The 21,369-nt window shown below is 49.5% G+C and carries 22 protein-coding genes and 4 pseudogenes; 25 read left to right on the forward strand and 1 reads right to left on the reverse strand.

What is annotated here, in order from left to right; all coding sequences use genetic code 11:
* Window positions 1–223: 223 nt before the first annotated feature.
* The 21 genes and pseudogenes from ASL11_RS38190 to ASL11_RS23960 form a co-directional block, all read left to right on the forward strand.
* Window positions 224–841: pseudogene (locus ASL11_RS38190) on the forward strand (Gfo/Idh/MocA family protein); the annotation flags it as partial.
* A 26-nt stretch (window positions 842–867) separates the two neighbouring features.
* A complete protein-coding gene (locus ASL11_RS37015; RefSeq protein WP_056620545.1) occupies window positions 868–1,164 on the forward strand; it encodes a Gfo/Idh/MocA family oxidoreductase in 297 nt (98 codons plus the stop codon).
* A complete protein-coding gene (locus ASL11_RS23895; protein WP_056620547.1) occupies window positions 1,161–1,529 on the forward strand; it encodes a hypothetical protein in 369 nt (122 codons plus the stop codon). The genes ASL11_RS37015 and ASL11_RS23895 overlap by 4 nt, the downstream gene beginning before the upstream one ends.
* A complete protein-coding gene (locus ASL11_RS23900; protein ID WP_056620548.1) occupies window positions 1,526–1,876 on the forward strand; it encodes a hypothetical protein in 351 nt (116 codons plus the stop codon). The genes ASL11_RS23895 and ASL11_RS23900 overlap by 4 nt, the downstream gene beginning before the upstream one ends.
* Window positions 1,857–2,030 (forward strand): hypothetical protein, encoded by a 174-nt coding sequence (locus tag ASL11_RS36685; RefSeq protein WP_157257028.1) that lies wholly within the window; start codon window positions 1,857–1,859, stop codon window positions 2,028–2,030. Before ASL11_RS23900 ends, ASL11_RS36685 begins: the two co-directional genes overlap by 20 nt.
* 419 nt (window positions 2,031–2,449) lie before the next feature.
* Window positions 2,450–3,544, forward strand: coding sequence for an alanine racemase (locus ASL11_RS23905; RefSeq protein WP_056620550.1), 1,095 nt, complete (start codon window positions 2,450–2,452; stop codon window positions 3,542–3,544).
* 25 nt (window positions 3,545–3,569) lie between these two features.
* On the forward strand, window positions 3,570–3,956 hold the full coding sequence (locus tag ASL11_RS23910; RefSeq protein WP_056620552.1) for a RidA family protein: 387 nt from the start codon (window positions 3,570–3,572) through the stop codon (window positions 3,954–3,956).
* Window positions 3,957–3,999: 43 nt separating this feature from the next.
* Entirely contained in the window at window positions 4,000–5,313 is a 1,314-nt protein-coding gene (locus ASL11_RS23915; RefSeq protein WP_056620553.1) for a M20 family metallopeptidase, read from the forward strand.
* Between the two features lie 5 nt (window positions 5,314–5,318).
* Window positions 5,319–6,779 (forward strand): M81 family metallopeptidase, encoded by a 1,461-nt coding sequence (locus ASL11_RS23920; RefSeq protein WP_056620555.1) that lies wholly within the window; start codon window positions 5,319–5,321, stop codon window positions 6,777–6,779.
* A gap of 15 nt (window positions 6,780–6,794) precedes the next feature.
* Window positions 6,795–8,108, forward strand: a complete 1,314-nt coding sequence (locus ASL11_RS23925; RefSeq protein WP_056620557.1) for an aspartate aminotransferase family protein — start codon at window positions 6,795–6,797, stop codon at window positions 8,106–8,108.
* Between the two features lie 13 nt (window positions 8,109–8,121).
* The gene (locus ASL11_RS23930) at window positions 8,122–8,880 is read left to right on the forward strand and encodes an SDR family NAD(P)-dependent oxidoreductase (protein WP_056620558.1); all 759 of its coding nucleotides are present in this window, start codon (window positions 8,122–8,124) and stop codon (window positions 8,878–8,880) included.
* 37 nt (window positions 8,881–8,917) lie between these two features.
* Window positions 8,918–9,721, forward strand: coding sequence for an IclR family transcriptional regulator (locus ASL11_RS23935; protein WP_056620560.1), 804 nt, complete (start codon window positions 8,918–8,920; stop codon window positions 9,719–9,721).
* A 15-nt stretch (window positions 9,722–9,736) separates the two neighbouring features.
* The gene (locus ASL11_RS37890; protein WP_268796227.1) at window positions 9,737–10,324 is read left to right on the forward strand and encodes an SMP-30/gluconolactonase/LRE family protein; all 588 of its coding nucleotides are present in this window, start codon (window positions 9,737–9,739) and stop codon (window positions 10,322–10,324) included.
* Window positions 10,321–10,602: an SMP-30/gluconolactonase/LRE family protein gene (locus tag ASL11_RS37895; RefSeq protein ID WP_268796228.1), complete on the forward strand. Its 282-nt coding sequence runs from the start codon at window positions 10,321–10,323 to the stop codon at window positions 10,600–10,602. Before ASL11_RS37890 ends, ASL11_RS37895 begins: the two co-directional genes overlap by 4 nt.
* A 41-nt stretch (window positions 10,603–10,643) precedes the next feature.
* On the forward strand, window positions 10,644–11,177 hold the full coding sequence (locus ASL11_RS35980; protein WP_268796229.1) for a fumarylacetoacetate hydrolase family protein: 534 nt from the start codon (window positions 10,644–10,646) through the stop codon (window positions 11,175–11,177).
* Window positions 11,147–11,223: hypothetical protein (locus tag ASL11_RS37660; RefSeq protein WP_235550569.1), on the forward strand; the 77-nt coding region annotated here is incomplete at its 3' end. The genes ASL11_RS35980 and ASL11_RS37660, both read left to right, overlap by 31 nt.
* A gap of 1 nt (window position 11,224) precedes the next feature.
* Window positions 11,225–11,556: pseudogene (locus tag ASL11_RS37665) on the forward strand (fumarylacetoacetate hydrolase family protein); the annotation flags it as partial.
* Between the two features lies 1 nt (window position 11,557).
* Window positions 11,558–11,741 (forward strand): annotated as a pseudogene (locus ASL11_RS37670) (fumarylacetoacetate hydrolase family protein); the annotation flags it as partial.
* Window positions 11,742–12,174: 433 nt separating this feature from the next.
* Window positions 12,175–12,537: pseudogene (locus ASL11_RS38195) on the forward strand (DUF1835 domain-containing protein); the annotation flags it as partial.
* Between the two features lie 34 nt (window positions 12,538–12,571).
* The gene (locus ASL11_RS37675) at window positions 12,572–12,901 is read left to right on the forward strand and encodes a carbohydrate ABC transporter permease (protein ID WP_056620562.1); all 330 of its coding nucleotides are present in this window, start codon (window positions 12,572–12,574) and stop codon (window positions 12,899–12,901) included.
* Between the two features lie 228 nt (window positions 12,902–13,129).
* Complete coding sequence (locus ASL11_RS23960; protein ID WP_056620567.1) at window positions 13,130–14,278, forward strand: trans-sulfuration enzyme family protein; 1,149 nt, start codon at window positions 13,130–13,132, stop codon at window positions 14,276–14,278.
* Window positions 14,279–14,981: 703 nt separating this feature from the next.
* Here the strand turns inward: ASL11_RS23960 and ASL11_RS23965 are convergent.
* On the reverse strand, window positions 14,982–15,776 hold the full coding sequence (locus tag ASL11_RS23965; protein WP_056620569.1) for a helix-turn-helix domain-containing protein: 795 nt from the start codon (window positions 15,774–15,776) through the stop codon (window positions 14,982–14,984).
* 124 nt (window positions 15,777–15,900) lie between these two features.
* On the opposite strand from ASL11_RS23965, the gene ASL11_RS23970 reads away from it, so the two are divergent.
* From ASL11_RS23970 to ASL11_RS23985, 4 genes are read left to right on the forward strand one after another with little or no spacing between them, the layout of a single operon-like run.
* Window positions 15,901–17,718 (forward strand): FAD-dependent oxidoreductase, encoded by a 1,818-nt coding sequence (locus ASL11_RS23970; protein ID WP_056620571.1) that lies wholly within the window; start codon window positions 15,901–15,903, stop codon window positions 17,716–17,718.
* A gap of 36 nt (window positions 17,719–17,754) precedes the next feature.
* On the forward strand, window positions 17,755–18,672 hold the full coding sequence (locus ASL11_RS23975) for an ABC transporter permease (RefSeq protein WP_235550566.1): 918 nt from the start codon (window positions 17,755–17,757) through the stop codon (window positions 18,670–18,672).
* 15 nt (window positions 18,673–18,687) lie between these two features.
* Complete coding sequence (locus ASL11_RS23980) at window positions 18,688–19,563, forward strand: carbohydrate ABC transporter permease (RefSeq protein ID WP_056620572.1); 876 nt, start codon at window positions 18,688–18,690, stop codon at window positions 19,561–19,563.
* A 50-nt stretch (window positions 19,564–19,613) separates the two neighbouring features.
* Window positions 19,614–21,167, forward strand: a complete 1,554-nt coding sequence (locus ASL11_RS23985; RefSeq protein ID WP_056620573.1) for an extracellular solute-binding protein — start codon at window positions 19,614–19,616, stop codon at window positions 21,165–21,167.
* Window positions 21,168–21,369 lie beyond the last annotated feature (202 nt).

Raw genomic sequence — 21,369 nt, forward strand, 5'->3', positions numbered from 1 at the left:
GGAAGAAATGCGCAAGGAAAGTATTGCATTTTTACAAAAATGGTTATCCAACTGAAAAATGAGTAATTTTAAGGAGAGTGATAGATAATGGACGATCAAGCTAGTATACACCCAGCACCGCCGGAGTCGTTTGTTTATTTACCGACGGGTTCGACGCTAATCAGCAATCCGATGGATTTAAAAGGGTACTCAAGATGCAGAATCTAACAACCGGACGCGTTCTAAAGCTGAAGAGCTTGCGGCCGAGGTAGGGGCTGTCGTATACGATTCGTACGAGTCGTTACTGGAACAAGATTTGGATGCGGTGTGGGTGGCGACTCCCGACCATTTGCATGTGGATGCGTCCAAGGCGGTTCTGGAGTCGGGCAAGCATTTGTTTCTGGAAAAGGCGATCGCCACCTCGATGACCGACGCGGCCGAGATCGTCGAGGCCGGTGCGAAACACCCGCATCTGAAGGCAATGGTCGGTTATCCGCTTCGCTTCTCGCCCGTGTATAGGGCGATGAAACAAGCCGTCTCGCGCGACAACGCTGGCAAACCGATTCAAGCTTGGTCGATGCGCACTCATTTTCTCGATCCGAATCAGCGGGTATACGATAAATATCGCGATCATTATTACGATACGCCGAGTTGGTATTTCGACGATGAAACCGCGAAAGGGCCGATTTTCTCCCATGGATCGCACGATTACGATCTGCTCATGTGGATGTGCGGCGAGATCGAATCGGTATTCGCTTACGGAGGAACGTACCTGCTTCCGCCGGGCAGCGTCGCGGATGCGTTTACCGTATCGCTTCGTTTCGCGAACGGGGGGATCGGACAGGTCAGCACGCATGGGTAACCCGCGTCGAATACGACATCACGGGCGTGGTAACGGAAAATCTGACCGTCGTTAACAACAACGGGAAACTATTGGAGAAAGACGACGACGGACCCGAACGGACAACGGCCTTTGCGGACAATGACATGTGGGTTCGCTGGAACTCGCACTTTATCGATTGCATTCGCGACGATAAGCCGCCCCTTATCTCTCTTGCGGACGGGTTGCGCGTCATTGCCGTATCCGAAGCGGCTTATCGTTCACTCAAGGAGCGCAGGGAAGTGCAAGTCGACTACTCCGCCCTCGGAAGCGCGATTCGGGCAGAAGGCAAGGCGCAGCCATGAAGCAGAAAATCAAATTGGCTTGCATGACCTGGCTCTACAACGAGCATTCGTTCGAGCGGTCGTTGGAAAGTATCGCCCGTGCCGGATACCACTGCGTATCGTTCGGCTTGCCTCATGAAGGCAAGCCTGTGTTCGACGACGGCGCGACAGGAGAAGCAACGCGGATCATGCGTTTGCTGGAGCGATACGGACTGGAACCGGTGACGCTTGTCAGCACGGACGTCTTGGCTCCCGGCCGTCCGATTGAACTAGCGCGGCAGCGGATGGCGTTCGCGCAAGCGATCGGCGCGCAGGAATTGCTGTCGCTCGGCACGACAAGTTACCGGAACTTTCCGAGCGAGCCGATAACGCGGACGAGGAGATGAAGCCGATCAACGACGATTTTGCGGCGAAATTCCGCGAAGTAGGCGAGCAAGCGGGCAAGCACGGACTTATTGTCACAATCAAGCCGCATACGGGCAACACGGCATCGGCGAACGTAATTGCCGATACGCTGCGAACGATAGGTTCACCTTATGTGAAGGCCTCCTACGATCCCGGCAACGTCCGTTTCTCCGAAGGCATAGAGCCTTCTGAAGATTTGCCCTTCATTGCGACGCAGACCGTCTCGTTCATCGCGAAAGATCACCGGGGGGCTCGCGAGACGAGGCAGACTTTCCGATACCGGGAGAAGGGGACGTCGACTTCCCGCCATGTTCGCAACGCTGCATGAAGCAGGTTTCGTCGGCCCCGTAATCGTGGAACGGCTTGATGGCGCAAACGGAAAGTTCGGAGCCGGCATACCGTTCAAGGCGTTGGAAGAACGGGTGGCGAAGGCGCGCGCCAATCTTGAGCGGATGCTGCAAGAAGCGGGTTTCGAAACTTGAAAATTGGAGTATTGAATTCATAGAATAGAAGCCTCCATTCCCTGTTGATAGCGGTTTGGAGGCTTCTTTTTTATTTGCCGATTCGTAATCTCTTGCGGTCACAGCTTTCTTCCGAATCGCGCTCTGACCGAGCGAGTATATTCGGTAAGTGTCGCAAGAAAAATTGGGGCAGGAAGCGACAACCGCAAGTCCAGCTGAAGCGGCTCACATCATTACGACAGGGATTGAATCGATGCGCAACCACTGCTATCTCTTACCTTCTTTTCCTTTTTTAAATATACCATCTTCGTATTTACAAACATGAGAATAATGGATTATGATAAACATGAAACATTGGTTTCATTAAATAAAACCTTTTGCATCAAAGATGGCTTTCTCGAAGACAACCCAAAGAAATGCTACACGAAGGAGAGGAACTTATGAAAGTCTCACATATCGAGACGCCAGCGGTCCTAATTGACCTTGACGTGTTGGACCGTAATCTTAAGCATACAGCTGAGTTAACCCGCCAAGCGGGCGTGAGGCTGCGTCCCCATTTCAAGACGCACAAGAGTGTATGGATTGCAAAGAAGCAGCTGGAGTACGGAGCTTGCGGCATGACCGTAGCCAAGTTGGGTGAAGCCGAGGTGCTCACAGAAGCTGGGATCGATGACATCCTGATCGCTTTTCCGCTTGTCGGCGAATCTAAGCTGCTCAGGCTGGCTGCATTGATTAACCGGAAAGTTAAGGTAACTGTCAGTACGGATAATGTCATTGTTGCCAAAGGATTATCCGACCTAGGCGAATCTCTAGGCACACGCATCCCCCTCTACATTGACGTGAATTCGGGGTTGAACCGTTGCGGATTGGAACCCGGGAACCCAACTGCGGAGTTGGTCAAGGAAATCACCGCATTGCCGGGAGTCGAGGTGCGTGGACTTATGACACACGGCGGTCATGCTTACGGTGCCAGTAATCTTCAAGAGCTGCGTCAGACGGCGGCCGTTGAAGTTGAAGTGCTTGTTCAAACGCAGCATCTGCTTGCTCAAGACGGCATAACCATTCCCGAGATCAGCGTCGGCTCCACGCCAACGTCCAAGTTTATTGCAGAACAGCACGGTGCGACGGAAACGAGACCGGGCGCTTATGTATATGGTGATATTTCACAGCTGGCAATAGGTTCAATCAGCATGAACGAAGTGGCCATGAGCATACTGGCAACGGTTGTAAGCACACCAAGAGAAGGAACGGTTATTATCGATGCAGGCTCCAAGACTTTCAGTATCGATACAAACCCACACTGTCCGGGTTATGGCCGCCTCAAAAACAATCCTGACGTATATATTGAACGATTGAGTGAGGAGCACGGAATTGTCAAGCTACCTCCTGGCATTACGTTTTCGATAGGAGAGCGTCTCGAATTTATTCCAAATCATTGTTGCACCGTGTCCAATCTGCATAACAAGCTTCTAGGTGTGTGCGGCGATGAAGTGCTTCAGGATATCTACGTCGATGCGCGCGGTAAAATCAATTAAGCTAACCAAGGAGAGGAAAATAATTATGTCAAAAGCTATTCAAGTTCCACAAGCTCCGCAGTTCCCATTACCTTTTTCTCACGCGGTTCAAGCTGGAGATTTCATTTACGTTTCCGGGCAAGTTGGGGTAGATCCCATTACCCAGGCAATTGCCGGTCCGACCATTGAAGAGCAGACTCGCCAGTGTTTGCGAAATGTGGAAATCATACTAGCGTCTGTGGGTTTAACCCTTGATCATGTGATTAAATCGAACGCTTTCGTCAGTCGCACCGAGGACTTCACCGATTACAACAAGACGTACTCGGAAGTGTTCCAGCAGCCGTATCCAGCACGTACGACGGCACCAGTCGATCTGGGAGCATATTTGGTGGAAATCGATGTTATCGCGTATGCACCTTCCAAACGGGTATAAGGTTGAGAACGACTAACTAACGCTAAGGAGGACATATAAGCTAATGGACCATAGCCGGTTATCGCAAGAGATACGCTTGTGGGTGGAAGATCATCGTGAGGAAGCGATTGGATTGATTGCCCAGCTCGTACAAATTCCGAGCGTGAATCACCCGCCGAATGGAGATGAAGCGGAATATCAACGCTATTTGGCCGAATGGATGAAAGAGGAAGGTGCGGAGGTGGATAGTTATGAGCTCGATGAGGTTCCTGGCCTACAGGAGCATCCGGCTTATATGTCTGGCAGAAATTATGTCAACAGACCCAATGTTGTCGGGAGCTTCTTCGGGGGTTCTGGTCGCTCGATTATGTTTTCGGGACATGCTGATACGGTGTACCAAGGCCATGAACCTTGGAACTTTCCACCGTTCTCGGGCAAAGTTCACGATGGCAAATTATACGGTCGCGGTGCGTACGACATGAAGGGGGGGATGGCGGCGGCGCTTATTGCTGTCCGATGTCTGAAGGCTCTGGCTATCCCTATTGGAGGAAATGTATATATAGAAAGCGTTGTTGACGAAGAGCACGGCGGCGCAAACGGGACATTGGCCGGGAGGCTTCGCGGGCCGCATCCGGACATAGCCATCATCCCCGAGCCTTCCAATCTTAAGTTGTATCCGGCTCACCTGGGTGGAGGTATTTGGAAGGCAACTTTCGAAGGGAAAAGCGGAATCGGATTTAATGGCGAAGAGTTGGTCAGTGCGTTGGAAGCTACGGTGGAATTCGCAAATTTGCTGCGCGCCTTTGGGACATATCGCATGCAACAGCAGCCGAAGCATCCCATGTGGGTTAACGGCAAAGTTCCGGAAGTTACGCTCTTGTCCATCTATTCGGGAGACGCTTCCCGCGAGTTGCAAGAGAAACTGCCCGCAACTGGGGAGATCAACTTCTGGATCGAAGCGTATCCGGGTGTAACGGGCGAGGAGATTATCGCCGACCTATGGTCCTATTATGAAGATCAGCGTCTTAATTACCCCTCGTTGCAGAAATGCCATCCGACTATCAAGCCGCTGATCCGATACTTGAGAGGAAGTGAAATGGCGCAGAACGACAACACCAAAGACTTACTGAAGTTAGCGGCGGAGACGGGCCACAGAGTTCTCGGCCGACCAGTCGGCCCGCCTCAAGGATCACCTTTTGCCTGCGACGGCTTTATGTTTAATTTATACAGCGATACTCCCGCCTTAATTCTAGGTCCGGGAGGGGCGAATGCCCACGCAGCGGATGAATACCTCGATCTTGAAGGGTATGAGCAATTGATACATTGGTATGCTGAGTTAATTATCAAATGGTGTGGCTTGCTTCCCGCGAAAGGATGATAAAGGTGATAATTGCGGTTATAGGCATGTTTCATGAAACGAATACATTCGCGCCTGGTTTAACGGATTTGGATGCCTTCAGATCGGAGTGGGTGCAGGAGGACGATGCTTACCTGGAGCGCTATTCTGGAACGCGTACCTCGATGGGCGGTGTCCTGGACGGCTTGCAGGAAGAAGGCGCGAAGATCATCTGTGGCCTGCATACGGGGGCGACGCCAAGCGGATTGGTCATCGGCGGGGCGGCCGAGGCGATCATGGATGCGATCGTCAACTCGGTGGAAGCTTCGGTAGACGGAGTAGTCGCCGTGCTGCACGGAGCTATGGTAGCCCAAGGATATCCGGATATGGAAGGTGAAATTCTCCGGCGTATTCGGGAACGTGTAGGTCCGACTATACCTGTTGCGGCAACATTGGATCTTCACGCCAACATCAGCCGCGAGATGGTATACAACGCAGACATTCTGGTCGGCTTCGATACGTATCCGCACATCGATGCGTATGAGAGAGCGGTTGAAGCGGTGAAGCTGCTTGTCCGTACCGTTCAAGGCGAGATCAGTCCTGTCATGATTTTTTCGCAGCCGGGCATGCTCATCGTTCCACAGATGATGTTGACGGACGAGGATGGGCCAATGAAAGAAATTATGGATCGGGCATTCGATATAGAACGCGACCCTGGTGTGCTGAATGTAACGGTAGCCGGAGGTTTCCCTTACAGTGATGTGCCCGAAGCCGGCGTAGCTTTTATCGTGACTACAAACGGTAATCCCGCACTCGCAGAACACTATGCAGAAGAGTTGAAGCAAATGGCTTGGGAGCGAAGGGATCGGTTCGAATATGCGGGTTATTCCGCAGTGACAGCCATCGACAGAGCAATGGCCATACAAGAAGGACCCGTAATCCTGGTAGAGGGGTCCGACAATGTAGGAGGAGGCTCTCCTGCGGATGCGACACACCTTCTCAGGCATCTTGTCAATCCACCGAAGAAAAGTCTAATCGTCATTTGCGACGCGCAAGCCGCTCTAGAGGCCCATCGCCTTGGCGTAGGCGCAACGTTTCATGGAGCGATCGGGGGCAAGAGCGATAGGCTGCATGGTGATCCCGTTCCCATTCAGGGAACGATCCGAAATTTGACCGACGGCAAGTACACGCATACAGGCCCTTATATGACCGGTCAATGGGCGGATATGGGGAAAACGGCTGTGATTGAAGTCGGACTGTTGACCATCATATGTACGGAAAATAGAACGGCTCCATGGGACCCAGGCCACGTCAGCTCAGTTGATCTTCATCCGCAGGACTATCATGTAATCGTCGTGAAATCAGCTATAGCTTGGAAGACGGCGTTCGGAAACATATGCAAAGACATAATTCCTGTAGACACACCAGGTTGCTGCGGTTCCAATTTGCGGAACTTTCAATACGAACAGCTGAGGCGTCCGATTTACCCATTCGATCCACAACCATAGGGAGGGAGTTAGATCATGTTAAAAATAGACCAATCGCTGTCCAAATACGAGCAAGCCAAGAAACACCTTGCAGGAGGTGTTGCCAGCTCGCTGCGCGCTTCTCAAAAACCGACTCCGCTTTATGCAGAGTCCGCCAAGGGTGCCCGCATCCGCGATGTCGATGGAAATGAATATATCGACTATTTGTTGGCATACGGACCTCTTATTCTAGGTCATGCGCATGACGGATTGACGGATGCCATCCTTTCTGCAATGCGCAAAGGTTATACCTACGGCTTGCAGCATGACGGCGAAATCGAACTTGCCAATGTACTGATTGACATTCTTCCCTGCGCGGACAAGGTCGCTTTGAGCGGTTCTGGTACGGAAGCGGTCATGCTGGCGCTTAGGTTGGCCCGTGCTCATACGGGAAAAAGGAAGGTCGTCCGCTTCCACGGTCACTATCACGGTTGGTCAGATTCGATATTCACTTCCTTTCCGGGAGCGGGTTTGGCACAATCGGACAACGACGGGCAGACCGCTGCAGTACCTCCGGGTACGCAAGGTCAAAGCGAGAACAGCTTGGCGGATATTATACTTTTGCCATGGAACGACTTTGCTGCGCTTGAGAATGTATTACGCGTACGGGCACATGAAATCGCAGCGGTCATCTCCGAGCCGGTCATGTGCAATTCGGGATGTATCCAGCCGAAGTCGGGATATTTGGAGCATCTTCGCACCTTGACAAAGGAGCTTGGCATTGTATTCATTCTGGATGAAGTGATTACAGGATTCCGGCTCAGCTTGGGTGGTGCGCACGGACGTTTTGGAATTAAGCCCGATCTGGTGACAATCGGCAAGGCGATGGGTGGAGGAATCGCGATTAGCGCCGTGGGGGGAAGTGCTGAGCTGATGAAGCATATCGATACCGCCGCTGTAAGTCACTTGGGGACGTTGAACGGTAATAGCGTTGCTACTTCAGCCGCACTTGCCACTATCCGTGAGCTGAAATGTGATAACGGAGTCGTCTACGACCGTATGGAGAACTTATTTATCCAACTTTCGGAGGGCATACGTGAGCTGATGCACAAACACAGTATTGCAGGAGTTGTGAATCAGGTTGGCCCCGTGTTCCATATGATGTTTATCGATGTGAAGGAAGTTACCGATTTTGATACGTTCAACCGCAGAGACGGCGGCAAATATGTCAAGTTCGCCGAGCTGATGCTGGAAGAGGGTGTGCTCTTAAGGCCGAATGGACTTTGGTATATATCGGCCGTTCATGAACAGGCTGATATTGAGGCCACGCTGCTGGCGGTTGATCGGGCGTTGTGTAAACTTATCAGTTAGAAGGAGGGTCGCTATGAGATTACTGAATAAGGTAGCGCTTGTTACCGGAGGCTCCCTAGGCATTGGGCGTGCCATTGCCTTGAGATTTGCCCGGGAAGGCGCTAAGGTGGCGGTGATCGGATTAGAAAAAGATATGCTGGATGAGGTGCGCGACCTCATATCTGGGGAAGGCGGCGAAGTTATGACGTTCGAGTCCGATGTCCAATACAAAATCCAGATGGAGAGTGTGTTAGACAGTGTAATCGGAAGATGGGGATGCCTTGATGTGGTGGTAAACAACGCTGGCATCTGCAAGCCTACTCCATTCCTGGACATTACCGAAGAGGAATGGGACCGTCACATGAACATCAATCTCAAGGCCACTTTCCTAGTATCCCAGCTTGCAGCAAGACAAATGGTACGTCAGGGCCGGGGAGGCTCGATTATACAGATGTCAAGCGTTAACGGCCTTGCCGCAGAAGCAGATCAAGCTCACTACAACACTACCAAGGGCGGCATCAATCTTCTGATGATGTCGATGGCGCTTGAGCTGGCCAAGGACAAAATCCGTGTCAACTCGTTATGCCCCGGTTTCATCGAAACTCGGCTGACAAAGCCGCTTCTTGACAATCCTCAGGCAATCGGGGAATACTTAAAGACGATTCCCATGCAGGAGGTCGGCCAACCGGAGGATATCGCGAATGCGGCACTCTATTTGGCCAGCGACGAGTCCCGTTATATGACAGGTCACTGCATGGTCGTCGACGGCGGACAGTTGAGCAGGTTATCTTAATCGCTTTCCGCAATTCGTACAATAAGGTGGAATAGTTATGGAGCCAATCAAACCGGATAAATCCGATAATGCAAAAGATAAACAGGACCGATATGCGATTCACTCCGTTGAGAAGGCGCTGGATGTCGTTGAGGCGCTATCTGAGCATGATTCTCTAAGCCTGATCGAACTCGTGGAACTGGTGAAGCAACCCAAGTCCTCTCTATACCGCATTATTCTTACATTGGAAAAAAGGGGGTTTCTCAGCCGCAGCGACGAGGACGGGAAATATTGCCTGGGTTACAAGCAACTGGTCATTACGAAGAACCTGCTGGAGCGAAGCTCACTGCGCACTGCGGCATTAACGGAGATGAATAAACTGGTCGAAACACATGGAGATACGGTCAATCTGTGCGTGCTTTCGGAGGGCGAAGTACTATATATGGAAATCATCGAGGGCACCTATGCGCTTCGTATGACGGATAAAGTAGGCTCTAAAGCCCCTTTTCACGCTACGGCAACAGGAAAAATGATCACATCGTATCTCCCAGAACTAGAGACTAAACAGATGATCGCCCAATTTGGACTACCTGCTTATACGCCTTTTACCATTCAGGATGAAACGCAATTGCTGCGTGAACTGGCCTCGATTAAAGAGTCTGGTTACGCGGTGGATCGCGAAGAAATCGTACAAGGTGCACGCTGTATCGCCGCACCGATCTTTAATATGTTTGGACGGATCGAAGGGGCAATTAGCCTCTCGGGTGCGAAGCACCGGTTTCCGGATGAGGAGTTGGAGCACATTGCGCGGTATATCCAAGAGGCAGCGAAACGTATTTCTCAGAAACTCGGCTATGTCTAAAAGAGGGGGTGTACCTTGGAGCTCATAACCGACATTCGAGCAGCGCTTGGGGAAGGTCCTTCATGGGATGGTAACAGGCAAGTCCTCTATTGGGTGGATATATTAGGTAAAAGATTTTATGAATTCAACCCATCGGATGGTAAGCTGAATGAATATCAATCCGACCAACTGTTGGGCGCCGTAGTTCCAAGACAATCGGGTGGATTCATCTTAGCGATGCAGCACGGCTTCTATAGCTTTAGGCCAGAGACGAATGAATGGCTTTCCATTCATGACCCGGAAGCTCGTAAGCTGGATAACCGGTTCAACGACGGCAAATGCGACCCAGTAGGAAGATTCTGGGCGGGTACGCTATCGTTGACGGGGAAACCCCGGGACTGCGCCCTTTATCGAATGGATCCGGATTTGAGTATTACGAAGGTTTTGGAGGGGATCAGCTTATCCAACGGTATGGGCTGGAGTCCGGAAGGTACAACGATGTATTTCATTGACACACCCACTTATTCCGTTGCAGCTTTTGACTATGATTTGGCTAGCGGTTCGATCAGCGGTAAGCGTCTGCTGATTGACATTCCAAGAACAGCTGGAGCGCCTACGGTATGACCGTTGATGAAGAAGGGATGTTATGGATCGCTCATTGGGGCGGGTATCAGGTGACTCGTTGGAACCCGCGTACCGGAAAGATGTTGCAAAGTCTATCCGTGCCGGCTCCTCATGTAACCTCATGCGTATTTGGCGGTAAGAATCGCAATGAGCTCTATATTACGACGGCAAGAGAGTGGTTAAGTGAGGAATTATTACGTCAATATCCATTGTCAGGCGGTCTATTCAGAGTGAAATTGGATATTTGCGGAGCCGAATCGTATTCCTTTATCGGGTGATCAACCAAATTGAATAAAGCTAGGGGATGACGGAGAAGAGATTGTTTACTTTTTGGGATGGGGACAAATATGCATTAGGAGTCATAACGAAGCAAGGCTCCCTGCACGTCGAGAGTACTGGGGAAAGTCATGGACTTGATTCTACGGATATCATGGCGATTATTAAAGAGGGAGTAGAGGCCGTGAGCCGTTTGCGGCAGTGGGTCGAGAGCTTGGACAACCCGAGATGGCTAGACGAGAGCGCGCTCAAATATGGTCCTTGCGTTACCGAGCCGGGTAAGATAATAGGTGTAGGTCTGAATTATCGTAAGCACGCCGAGGAAACGAATGCCGCTATTCCGACGAGTCCGATCTTGTTTAACAAATTCAGCAATGCATTGTCGGGTCACGGTGAGCGAATCATCATCCCGTTAGAGACGGAAAAGCTCGATTACGAAGCGGAATTGGCCATAGTTATCGGCAAGCGGGCCAAGGACGTATCCAAGGAAGAGGCGCTTGGTTATGTGTTTGGTTATTGTCCCGCAATGACCTGTCAGCGCGGGATTTGCAGCTTAAAACTTCACAATGGTTATTAGGCAAGTCTTGCGATGGATTTTGCCCGCTAGGTCCTTATGTGACTACNCAATGACCTGTCAGCGCGGGATTTGCAGCTTAAAACTTCACAATGGTTATTAGGCAAGTCTTGCGATGGATTTTGCCCGCTAGGTCCTTATGTGACTACGGCGGATGAAGTTGGCGATCTGAACCAATTGGCGATCACTTCAATTGTGAATGGCGAGGTGCGTCAAAATTCGCATACGTCCGATATGATTTTTCATTGTAATGAGATTATTAGCTACATTTCTCACCATATGACCTTGGAGCCTGGGGATGTTATTTTGACAGGAACACCTGAGGGTGTTGTACTGGGGTTTCCGCCTGAGCGGCAGATCTACCTCAAAGAGGGGGACAGTGNCTTGGAGCCTGGGGATGTTATTTTGACAGGAACACCTGAGGGTGTTGTACTGGGGTTTCCGCCTGAGCGGCAGATCTACCTCAAAGAGGGGGACAGTGCTACAGTGGAGATTGAGAATCTCGGTGCGATAACCAACAGTTTTATTAAGGACAATAGCTTTGTTTCAATGAAAAGTCAGACATAAAGGGAAACCTCCTTTTAATTGTAGGCAATCGCTGTCCCAGTTTGGTCTTGGGCATAATCCGGAATATGATCACAAATGACAAAGATGTTCCTACATAACTTATTTCGTAAAAGCTTGAGAAATCAGGCTTTTTTTAGTGAAAATGAAGACGGAAGACGGATGATATTCCTACTCCTCGAAATGTGTTTGCCTAGATTTGGGTGCTTGTGAAAGGCAAAAAGACCCTCCACATGTTGTTTTTGGAAGGTTATACTAATAATATTCAGTTTGGATAACCTGAACGGTTTTTTGTTTCTAATGAGGGCATAAAGCCAATGAACAAGCTTATTTGCATAAGCTACTAGTGCAACTTTGTGAGGCTTTCTTTCGAATCTTTTTTGGTCGTAAAACTCTCAAAGGCAAATAGATGTAGTTCGAAGTCAACAATGCAGGTTCGTTAAAAGTAGCTCTTAGTAGAATTGGGAAACGGATGGTATCTCAAGTTATGGCGTTTAATGAGTTGTTCTCAGTAGGACCAATATCTGACTTGGATACAACAACTGGCTAGAAAAATAGGCTATTTAGGATGATGGAACGCGATAGGGATTTCAGATATGGTCAACATATAAACAGAGAGCATCAGCTTGTGAATATTGTAAATGCTATAAAAAGCATTCCTGAAAGTAAGACTATCGTCATTTGGTGCGCGGATAATGCCCATGATCAGACAGGCTTACGCTTTACATTGCATTTGTTGAGAGAAAGAGAACAGCAGATTTATGTTGTTAACATGTCGGAGGTACCGTGTTTTACTTGATGGCGACCAAGTCTGAGAAAGGAGCTGATTTCTGATGAATCCCATCATGAGATGGTTACGTTTCCCTGGAAAACTGTTCTTTCTGGGCATTGTGCTGATAATCATGGTATTTCCGCTCTACTGGATTTTCATCACTTCACTCAAGCCGTCCAAAGAAATTTTTAAGCTGCCCCTGCAATATTGGCCGTCAACGATATCATTCGAAAACTATATTAATATCTTCAAAATCTCCAATTTTCATATTTATATCTTTAATAATTTAATCGTTTCTCTCGCTTCTGCATTCACGGTGCTTCTCATTACGACGCTCAGTGCTTATGTATTGGCTCGTCATAAATTTAAGGGAGGCCCGCAAATTCGATAAAGAATTGGCTAAGAAGATTCCAGTTGCTATGAACGGCTTTATCACCAAGTTTAATATTGATTGGGGCCCCATGTCTGCGGGAGCCGTGTTATCTGTTATTCCTACGATTATTATTTTCGCGTTTTGTCAGCGATTCATTGTCGAAGGATTAACACAAGGGCCGAAAAAGGCTAATTTATACATAGAATCATAGATCATAGAAGCTTTTAGGAGAAGGTGGAGGAAAATATGCAAGAGATTCAGACAAACAGCAAGGAGACCATCGTCACGCATGATATGCATGATGGGCGACATTACGGTGCGGTCACGCATCCGATTTATCAGAACAGCTTGTTCACGTTTGAAACGCATGAAGAATTGGAAGAGGCGCTTGCCTTTGAAGTGAGTAGTATAATTTATACTCGCGGCAACAATCCGACGGTTCGTGCATTGGAAGAGCGTTTGGCGGAGTTGGAAGGCGGAGAGGAAGCGAGATGCTTTGCCTCAGGAATGGCAGCGATTTCGGCTGCGGTTCTGTCAACGGTACAAGCGGGCGACCATATCGTGTGCGTGGATGGCTGTTACGGTCCAGCCAGAAGACTGATGGAAGAATATCTGGTGAAATTTCAAGTTGAGACTACCTTTGTTGATGGTAAAGATTTGATGCAAGTTCTGGGTGCTGTACGTCCGAACACTCGTTTAATGTATTTGGAGAGCCCGACGAGCATGATATTTGAACTTCAGGATTTGGAGCAATTCGCAGCGCTTGCCAAAAAGATTGGAGCAAAGACAATTATTGACGGTTCTTGGGCGAGCCCTTGCTTCCAAAGCCCGCTGTCTCATGGAATTGATATGGTTGTACACTCCATGACTAAGTATATTTCCGGTCATAGCGATTTGATCGGCGGGGTCGTAATTGGCGCAAAACAGCATCTGGATCAACTGTTCCGTCAGGAATTCCAGCTATTCGGCGGCATCCTTCATCCGCAAAGCGCCAATTTGTTTATGCGCGGCTTGCGTACCTTACCACTCAGGATGCATAAACTTCAAGAAAATGGATTGAAGGTTGCTCATTACTTGGAAAATCAATCTTTTATCATAAAAATGAACCATCCCGGTTTAAAAAGCCATCCCCAGCATGAGCTGTATCGTTCGCAAATGTCGGGTAGTGGAAGTCTTTTTTCTTTCGAAACCCATATCCCGATGGAGAGCATGCGGTGTTGGGCGAATCAGCTGCAGTACTTCCGCAAGGGCATTAGCTGGGGCGGCTTCGAGAGCTTGGTGTACATTCGTAATCAGCCCGATAATAGGGTAATCGTTCGATTGTACGTGGGCCTTGAGGAGCCCGATGATCTCATCAATGATTTGAAGCAAGCGTTTGCTTCTATTGAAGCTTGATACTGAACACAATTCAGAACTAGAAAGGGGCAATCCCTTGGTCATGAAAGATGACTGAGGAATTGCCCCTTTTCCATAGATAAGGATGAATGATCAACGGGATACTTGGCGCTCTCCTTGCCCTGCGAACTTGGCAGGCTTGCATCATGAACATTTTTTCGTCTTCTATATCAATTTTCATCGAAAATCGGTAGGAAGAGGGGTCATCGACATAAATTCCTTTGAGCGATCCCCGGCGCGGCCACCGCAAGACACTTCTTGCGCCATGCTATGACGTTCGTCTTCTACGTGAATAATCTATATGAGATAACAAGCTGGCTATTGACGAAACGAAAGATCCCTCCTGCAGAGTTGCTGCCGGACTTTTGGTTGAAATGGATTCGTTATCGCACGCTGAGCAGGGTAAGGGAGGTCCTTCCATTTGAGTTTGTTGAACTGCTTCGGAGATATGACTATTTTTCTACCTATAAAAATCACGTAATGAGCGAGAGGAATGCAGGTTCAAACTTTACTTTTTGGTATAGCCGAGAGGATTTACTTGGTGGTGTGAGAGGTCGGCTACTCAAATAATGAGTAGCCTCCTACTCGATAAATCTCAGAAAGGTTAAACTCCGCTGATTGTTCGATTTCTCGGTAAATTCCCGATTTGTCACAAGAATCCATTCTAATTGCCGCGCCAATCGTCATATTTTTGCATTCGCCGCTAATACCGGTTTTTCTTGCGGAATTCGGAAGGACTTATGCCCATCGCCTTGCGGAACACCCGGCTGAGATAGAAGCCATTCTCGTAGCCGCATTTTCCGGCTATAACATCGAGCGTCCACTCCGTTGTCAGCAGCAGTCTGCATGCCTGCTTTACCCGAAACGACGTTAAATATTGCAAAGGGTTGACGCCGTAGCCGTTTTTGAATCTGCGGATCAGCTGCACGGGAGTCATGCCGAACTGATGCGCGACATCCCGGATTTCGATCGTTTCATGGGCATGGTGAATCAAATATATCGCGACATCGCGAATGAGTTCGTCATGTTCCAGTAAAGGCTCGGTATCGGGGGATTCCATCGCCTGCTGCGCGATCATCAGCCATATATCCGCCAAATAGTGCTGCTTCAGCTTTTGATTATCGGAGCTAAAGGATATCTGCTGATCCGCCTGCCTTAAGCTAGTGTAGTTTTCGGACAATCGCCGGATCTGCGGCAGCTTTATTTTTCGTTGAGCCAAAAGAGGCATAAGTTGCTGCGGTTCTCCTTCGGGGAGGGTGAACGTAATCGAATGAAAGCTTAAGGGCGTCAGCACGTTTCGATGAAAATCAATTTGGGGCGGGCATACGACCACGTCTCCGAACTCGGCCACTCCGTAATTATCTCCTATTTGGTATTCAAACCTTCCTTCCTCCACCGCAAAAAGGACCCAAGTCACATAGGTATCCGTTTCCATTAAGAATTTTACTTTTTTGAGCCAGTACATATGATAGGCGTTTTCCGGAAAGCCTGCGGGCATCTCGCTTCACCTCGTCGGACGTGAAATTTTGGATATGAAAAATAGTAATTTTATGAATTCAAATGTGTAATGAAAGATCGTAGTATGTAATTAAAGATATCATAGAATGCAGAGGAGTCAATGGATGATGGGGAAGACTGATACGAAAATGTTGGATACGGACATTTTGATCGCAGGCGGAGGGATGACGGGGGTAGCTGCTGCATTGGCTGCGGCTCGTAACGGAGCCCGGGTAATTTTATGCCAGGACCGTTCCGTTCTTGGCGGGAACGCCTCGTCGGAGATTCGCATGAATATATCCGGCTCATCCACAATCGGGAAGGAATTGGAGACGGAGCGCAGGGAAAGCGGCATAATCGAAGAAATCGTGCTTGAATGCTCGGTCAGAAATCCGCAGCGGAGCGCGAGTATGCTGGACTTGATCTTATATGAGAAATGCCGCGCCGAACCGAATTTGAGGCTGCTGCTGAATACGACGGTTATCGCAGCCGATGTCGAAGACTCCCGTATTTGTTCCGCTTATGCGGTGAGAGAAAGCACGGAGGAAAGCTTTACGATTCGGGCCGACATATTCGTGGATTGTACGGGCGACGGCAGGCTGGGGTTTGAAGCGGGGGCCGCTTTAACGACCGGCCGAGAAGCGATTGTAGAATATAACGAGTCAGGCGCAAGTTTGAATAGGGACGCTTATCGTCTCGGATCCTCTCTTTTGTTCACATCGAAGGACATGGGGCGCCCGATGCCGTTTACCCCGCCGAAATGGGCCCGCAAGTTTACGGAGGAAGATTTGAAGTTTAGAAACCACGACACCTGGGAGTTCGGATATTGGTGGGTGGAATTCGGCGGCACGCTGGATACGATCAAGGATAACGAGCATATCCGGGACGAACTGCTTGCGATCATGCTTGGGGTGTGGGATCACATCAAAAATAGCGGCAATCACCCCGATTCCGAAAATTGGGCGCTGGATTGGTTCGGCTTTCTTCCGGGCAAAAGAGAGTCCAGACGATTTATCGGTGAGCACGTGCTGACCCAAAACAATATTCAGCAGGCCATCGACTTTGATGATGTAATAGCTTACGGCGGCTGGTCGATGGATACCCATCCGCCCCAAGGCATCGATGCGAAAGAGGAGGAGCCGTGCAATCAGCCGTTTACGCCTTATCTGTACGGCATTCCGCTGCGTTCGATGATTAGCAGGAACATTTCGAATTTGATGTTCGCCGGCCGCAATTTATCGGCTACCCATATCGCTTTCTCCAGCACCAGGGTCATGGCGACATGCGCGGTCATGGGGGAAGGGCTTGGAACGTTCGCGGCAACGGCGGTGAAGCGCAAGCTTCCGCTGGGACAAGCGTGGCGCCAAAGCGTTGTCGTGAAGGAGGCTCAGCAGCAATTGCTTCGGCAGGGAGCTTTTTTGCCCGGCATGATGCTGGAAGGAAATCTCGCGAAGCTTGCCCGGATTTCCGCTTCGTCCGAGCAAAAGCAAGGAACATGCAGTAATATTGTGGACGGGCATACTCGCGCTGTCCATGGGGAGAAGGGGGTACGACCCGACTTGACGACGGCCGGCACGCATCGCTGGATGTCGGATCCGGGAGACCGCAGTCCTTGGCTGGAGCTGGAGTGGGAGGAGCCGGTAACGGTTTCCCGGATTACGATCGTTCTGGATACCGGTCTTCACCGTTTGCTCATGCTATGCCATTTGGACGTGATTCAAAAGTATATGCAGTGGGGGCGGCCGCAAGCCGAAACGCTGAAGGAGTTTAAACTGATCGCGCATGACGAACGAGGGAGGATGGAAATCGCACATATAAAAGACAATTTTCAACGCATGATCCATCTGCCGGTAACGCTGAAAAATCTGAAGACGCTCCGGCTGGAGGTAATCTCTACGAACGGTTTGGACCATGCGCGAGTGGTTGAAATCGTTTGCGAGTAACTCCGCTTGCGGTAGCGTCCTCTGAAGGAGAATGGGATGAATAACAGCAAAGTCAGTCCTGTCTGGCTATATATGAGAAAAAACAAGTGGTTGTATTTTTTACTGATACCGGGGTTTGTATATCTGTTTATTTTCAAGTACATTCCGATGTTCGGCATCGTCATAGCATTCCAGGATTTCAATTTGCTGAAAGGCATATCGGGAAGCGAATGGATCGGCTTCGAAAATTTCCGATATCTTTTTCAGTCGGACGATTTCTTCACGATTTTACGAAATTCGTTAATCATAAGCTTCTATCAAGTTTTATTCGGATTTCCCGCGCCGATCCTGCTGGCCATTCTGTTGAACGAGATTCGGAATCTGCTTTTCAAAAGAGTCGCCCAAACGGTGCTATATTTGCCGCACTTCATATCGTGGGTGGTCATATCCGGCATCATTATCAACATGCTGTCCCCGTCGTCAGGCTGGGTTAACCGGTTAATCGTCGATTTTGGCGGAGAGCCGATTCATTTTCTGCTTAAGCCCGAATATTTCCGGACGATACTGGTTTCCGCGGAAATATGGAAGGAGCTTGGATGGGGAACGATTATTTACCTAGCCGCGCTTACGTCCGTGGACCCGTCCCTCTATGAATCGGCAACGATCGACGGGGCCAACCGGGTGCAAAAAATATGGTATATTTCGCTTCCCAGCATAGCGACCACGATCGTCATCATTTTGGTCTTGCGGGTCGGCAGCGTTTTGGATATCGGCTTCGAGCAAATTTTCTTGCTGTACAATCCGGCTACCTACAAAGTAGCGGATGTTTTTGAAACCTACACGTATCGGGTCGGTTTATTGGAAGGAAGGCTCTCTTTTACGGCTGCCGTCGGCTTGTTCAAATCGGTAGTCGGACTGGTTATGATCGTGCTGGCCAACCGGATTGCGCGCCTATTCGGAAAGTCATTGTGGTAGGAGGTGAAGAGGAATATGCACAAGAGAATCGAGCTTTTTGACATCGCCATCTATCTAATCGTGTCATTGATTTGCGTGGTCATGCTATACCCGCTGCTGAATGTCGCCGCGGTTTCGATCAGCTCGCACAGCGCTTATATACAAAACCCGATGCGCATATGGCCGAGCGAAATATCGTTCGACGCCTACAAGGATATCCTTTCGCATCCCGTTCTTGCCAGAAGCTATCTCAATACGTTTATTGTTACCGTCAGCGGCGTGGCGTTAGGCATCTTTCTGTACATCATTACGGCGTATCCGCTCTCCAAAACGCATCTGAAAGGCAGATCGATTCTGATCAATTTGGTCATTTTCACGATGCTGTTCAACGGCGGACTCATTCCGAACTTTTATTTGATTCGTTCGCTCGGCATGCTGGATACGCTGGCAGCACTTGTATTTCCCGGTTTGTTCTCCGCGTTCAGCTTAATCCTGATGGTCAATTTCATGCAGAACATTCCGGAGGAGCTGGAGGAAGCCGCCAAAATGGACGGAGCCTCCGAGCCGTACATTTTGTTCAAAATCGTCGTTCCGCTCTCCATGCCGATTATCGCCACATTGACGCTGTTCGCGGCGGTGGGCTATTGGAACAGCTTTTTCTCGGCGATCATCTATATCCGAAGCGTGGAAAACTGGCCGTTGATGCTGTTTTTGCGGGAGGTCATAGTAGGCGCCCAAATGATGCAAATTTCTGCGGGAGGCAACAGCGCCGAGATCGGCAATATGAACGTCATGCCGGAGAAGCTGAAATACGCGACAATCATGATCGTCATGCTTCCGATTTTGTCGGTATACCCGTTTCTGCAACGGTTTTTCGTCAAAGGAATTATGCTGGGGTCCGTAAAAGGCTGATCCAAAGGACCCTTGTCATAGATAAACAATCAAAGGGAGGCTGAAACAAGATGTTTAAGAAAGTACTGGTTGGGGTAGGAGCTGCGGCGCTGCTACTTGGAGTTGCCGCATGCGGAAGCAAAGACAAGCCGGCAGAAAACGGTGATCCGAAGCCGTCGGCGGCGGCGGAAACCGCCAAAGCCAAAGTAAGTATGAAGATTATGGGCAATTTTGCATCATCCAACCTGTCGGAAACAGACAAGCTGCTTTTTCAATCCATCGAGAAGGCAACGAATACGGAGATCAAATTCGATATCCCGCCGTCGACCGGCTACAATGAGCGGCTTCAATTATCGCTGACAACGGGCGATTTTGCCGACGTCGTCTGGTTTCCGAGTACCAATGATGCCGCGTTCTTGAAAGCGGTTAAGGACGGCGTTATCCTCCCGATCGATGACTATCTGAAGAAAGCCGACAACGTTAAGAAATATTCGTACGACATCTCATGGGACGCCTTGCGGGTAAACAACGACGGCAAAATTTACGGAATTCCGCGGACGACCGTTATCCGCTCCGACGGGTACTGGCTCCGAAAAGACTGGCTGGATAAATTGAATATCAAGCTCCCGGACAATAACGAAATTACGTTGGATCAAATGCTCGAGATCATGCGCAAATTTTCGAAGGAAGACCCAGACGGCAATGGAAAGCAAGATACGTACGGGTTTGGGACGGCCGCAGGCGGTGATAAATCGATGAAGCCGATTTTCCAAAACGAGCTCGGTCTTTACGGCTGGCAAGAGTCCGGCGGTGGAGAGTACAAATACATGAATCCTCAATATGATGTGAACTCCGATCAATATACGAAGGCTTTGGCGTTAACAGCCAAGCTGTTCAAAGAAGGGTTGATCGATCCGGATTCGCCTTCGATCGACGGCGCTAAAACGCTGGAACGGTTTAAAAGCGGCAAAACGGGTGCAATCGACGGGTTTGCAGGTCATTACGAAACATTCCTGAATGACGGTAAAAAGATCAATCCGAATTTCGATCTTGCCTATGTATTCGTTAAGAACGAGCAAGGCGAGATGAAGGGACTGGGGCAGGGAACGGGGTTGTGGGGCTTCTGGGCGGTAACGCGCAATGCGAAGGATCCGCAAAGAGTTGTCGACGTATTCGACTACATGCTATCGGACAAAGGTTGGGATTCCATCTACACCGGCGTTGAGGGGCATGATTTCAAGGTGGAAAACAACAAGCGCACTTATGTGGAGCCGGCGCTGGAAACATTCGTCCGCAAAAATATGGTCCGCCGCGCCAACGATTACATGTTCTTCATTAACCCGGCTATGTCGGAGGAACTGAAGAAGAAGCTCGTGCCGAATATCGAGAAGGCCGTAAAAAGAATCGTGATGTCCAAGGACCGCGATTTCACGCCGCCGATCGCGAAGACGCCGCCTTACCTGGATTTCAACAAAAAGTTCAGCGAGGTTACGACGAAAATCATTATCGGCGATGCAGATCCGTCCGAGTACAAGAAGGTGCTGCAGGACTGGAATACGAGGTTCGGCAAAACGTATCTGAAGGAAATGAACGATTATATCGGTCAAATGGAAAGCAAGAAGTAATACGGAAAGATTGTTCACACTCCATATTTGGGGTGAAACAATAAAAATCCTGGCCATCAGGCTCGAGCCTCTCGGATGTTCATTCCGGGAGGCTTTAAAAACATGCCCAAAAACGATATTCAGCAGCTGTCGATTACCGATGTAATCGCTTAGATATTCTGGTTGATGGATACCCATCCTCCTCCGGTCATCGATGCGAAGA

The sequence above is a fragment of the Paenibacillus sp. Soil750 genome, from assembly GCF_001428045.1.
GTDB lineage: Bacteria > Bacillota > Bacilli > Paenibacillales > NBRC-103111 > Paenibacillus_E > Paenibacillus_E allorhizoplanae.

What these genes read in the sequence shown, in the direction of transcription:
- ASL11_RS23895 (WP_056620547.1), top strand. Translation starts at nt 1,161, where the DNA reads ATGAAGCAGAAAATCAAATTGGCTTGCATGACCTGGCTCTACAACGAG.
- ASL11_RS23900 (WP_056620548.1), top strand. Translation starts at nt 1,526, where the DNA reads ATGAAGCCGATCAACGACGATTTTGCGGCGAAATTCCGCGAAGTAGGC.
- ASL11_RS36685 (WP_157257028.1), top strand. Translation starts at nt 1,857, where the DNA reads ATGTTCGCAACGCTGCATGAAGCAGGTTTCGTCGGCCCCGTAATCGTG.
- ASL11_RS23905 (WP_056620550.1), top strand. Translation starts at nt 2,450, where the DNA reads ATGAAAGTCTCACATATCGAGACGCCAGCGGTCCTAATTGACCTTGAC.
- ASL11_RS23910 (WP_056620552.1), top strand. Translation starts at nt 3,570, where the DNA reads ATGTCAAAAGCTATTCAAGTTCCACAAGCTCCGCAGTTCCCATTACCT.
- ASL11_RS23915 (WP_056620553.1), top strand. Translation starts at nt 4,000, where the DNA reads ATGGACCATAGCCGGTTATCGCAAGAGATACGCTTGTGGGTGGAAGAT.
- ASL11_RS23925 (WP_056620557.1), top strand. Translation starts at nt 6,795, where the DNA reads ATGTTAAAAATAGACCAATCGCTGTCCAAATACGAGCAAGCCAAGAAA.
- ASL11_RS23930 (WP_056620558.1), top strand. Translation starts at nt 8,122, where the DNA reads ATGAGATTACTGAATAAGGTAGCGCTTGTTACCGGAGGCTCCCTAGGC.
- ASL11_RS23935 (WP_056620560.1), top strand. Translation starts at nt 8,918, where the DNA reads ATGGAGCCAATCAAACCGGATAAATCCGATAATGCAAAAGATAAACAG.
- ASL11_RS37895 (WP_268796228.1), top strand. Translation starts at nt 10,321, where the DNA reads ATGACCGTTGATGAAGAAGGGATGTTATGGATCGCTCATTGGGGCGGG.
- ASL11_RS37675 (WP_056620562.1), top strand. Translation starts at nt 12,572, where the DNA reads ATGAATCCCATCATGAGATGGTTACGTTTCCCTGGAAAACTGTTCTTT.
- ASL11_RS23960 (WP_056620567.1), top strand. Translation starts at nt 13,130, where the DNA reads ATGCAAGAGATTCAGACAAACAGCAAGGAGACCATCGTCACGCATGAT.
- ASL11_RS23965 (WP_056620569.1), bottom strand. Translation starts at nt 15,776, where the DNA reads ATGCCCGCAGGCTTTCCGGAAAACGCCTATCATATGTACTGGCTCAAA.
- ASL11_RS23970 (WP_056620571.1), top strand. Translation starts at nt 15,901, where the DNA reads ATGATGGGGAAGACTGATACGAAAATGTTGGATACGGACATTTTGATC.
- ASL11_RS23975 (WP_235550566.1), top strand. Translation starts at nt 17,755, where the DNA reads ATGAATAACAGCAAAGTCAGTCCTGTCTGGCTATATATGAGAAAAAAC.
- ASL11_RS23980 (WP_056620572.1), top strand. Translation starts at nt 18,688, where the DNA reads ATGCACAAGAGAATCGAGCTTTTTGACATCGCCATCTATCTAATCGTG.
- ASL11_RS23985 (WP_056620573.1), top strand. Translation starts at nt 19,614, where the DNA reads ATGTTTAAGAAAGTACTGGTTGGGGTAGGAGCTGCGGCGCTGCTACTT.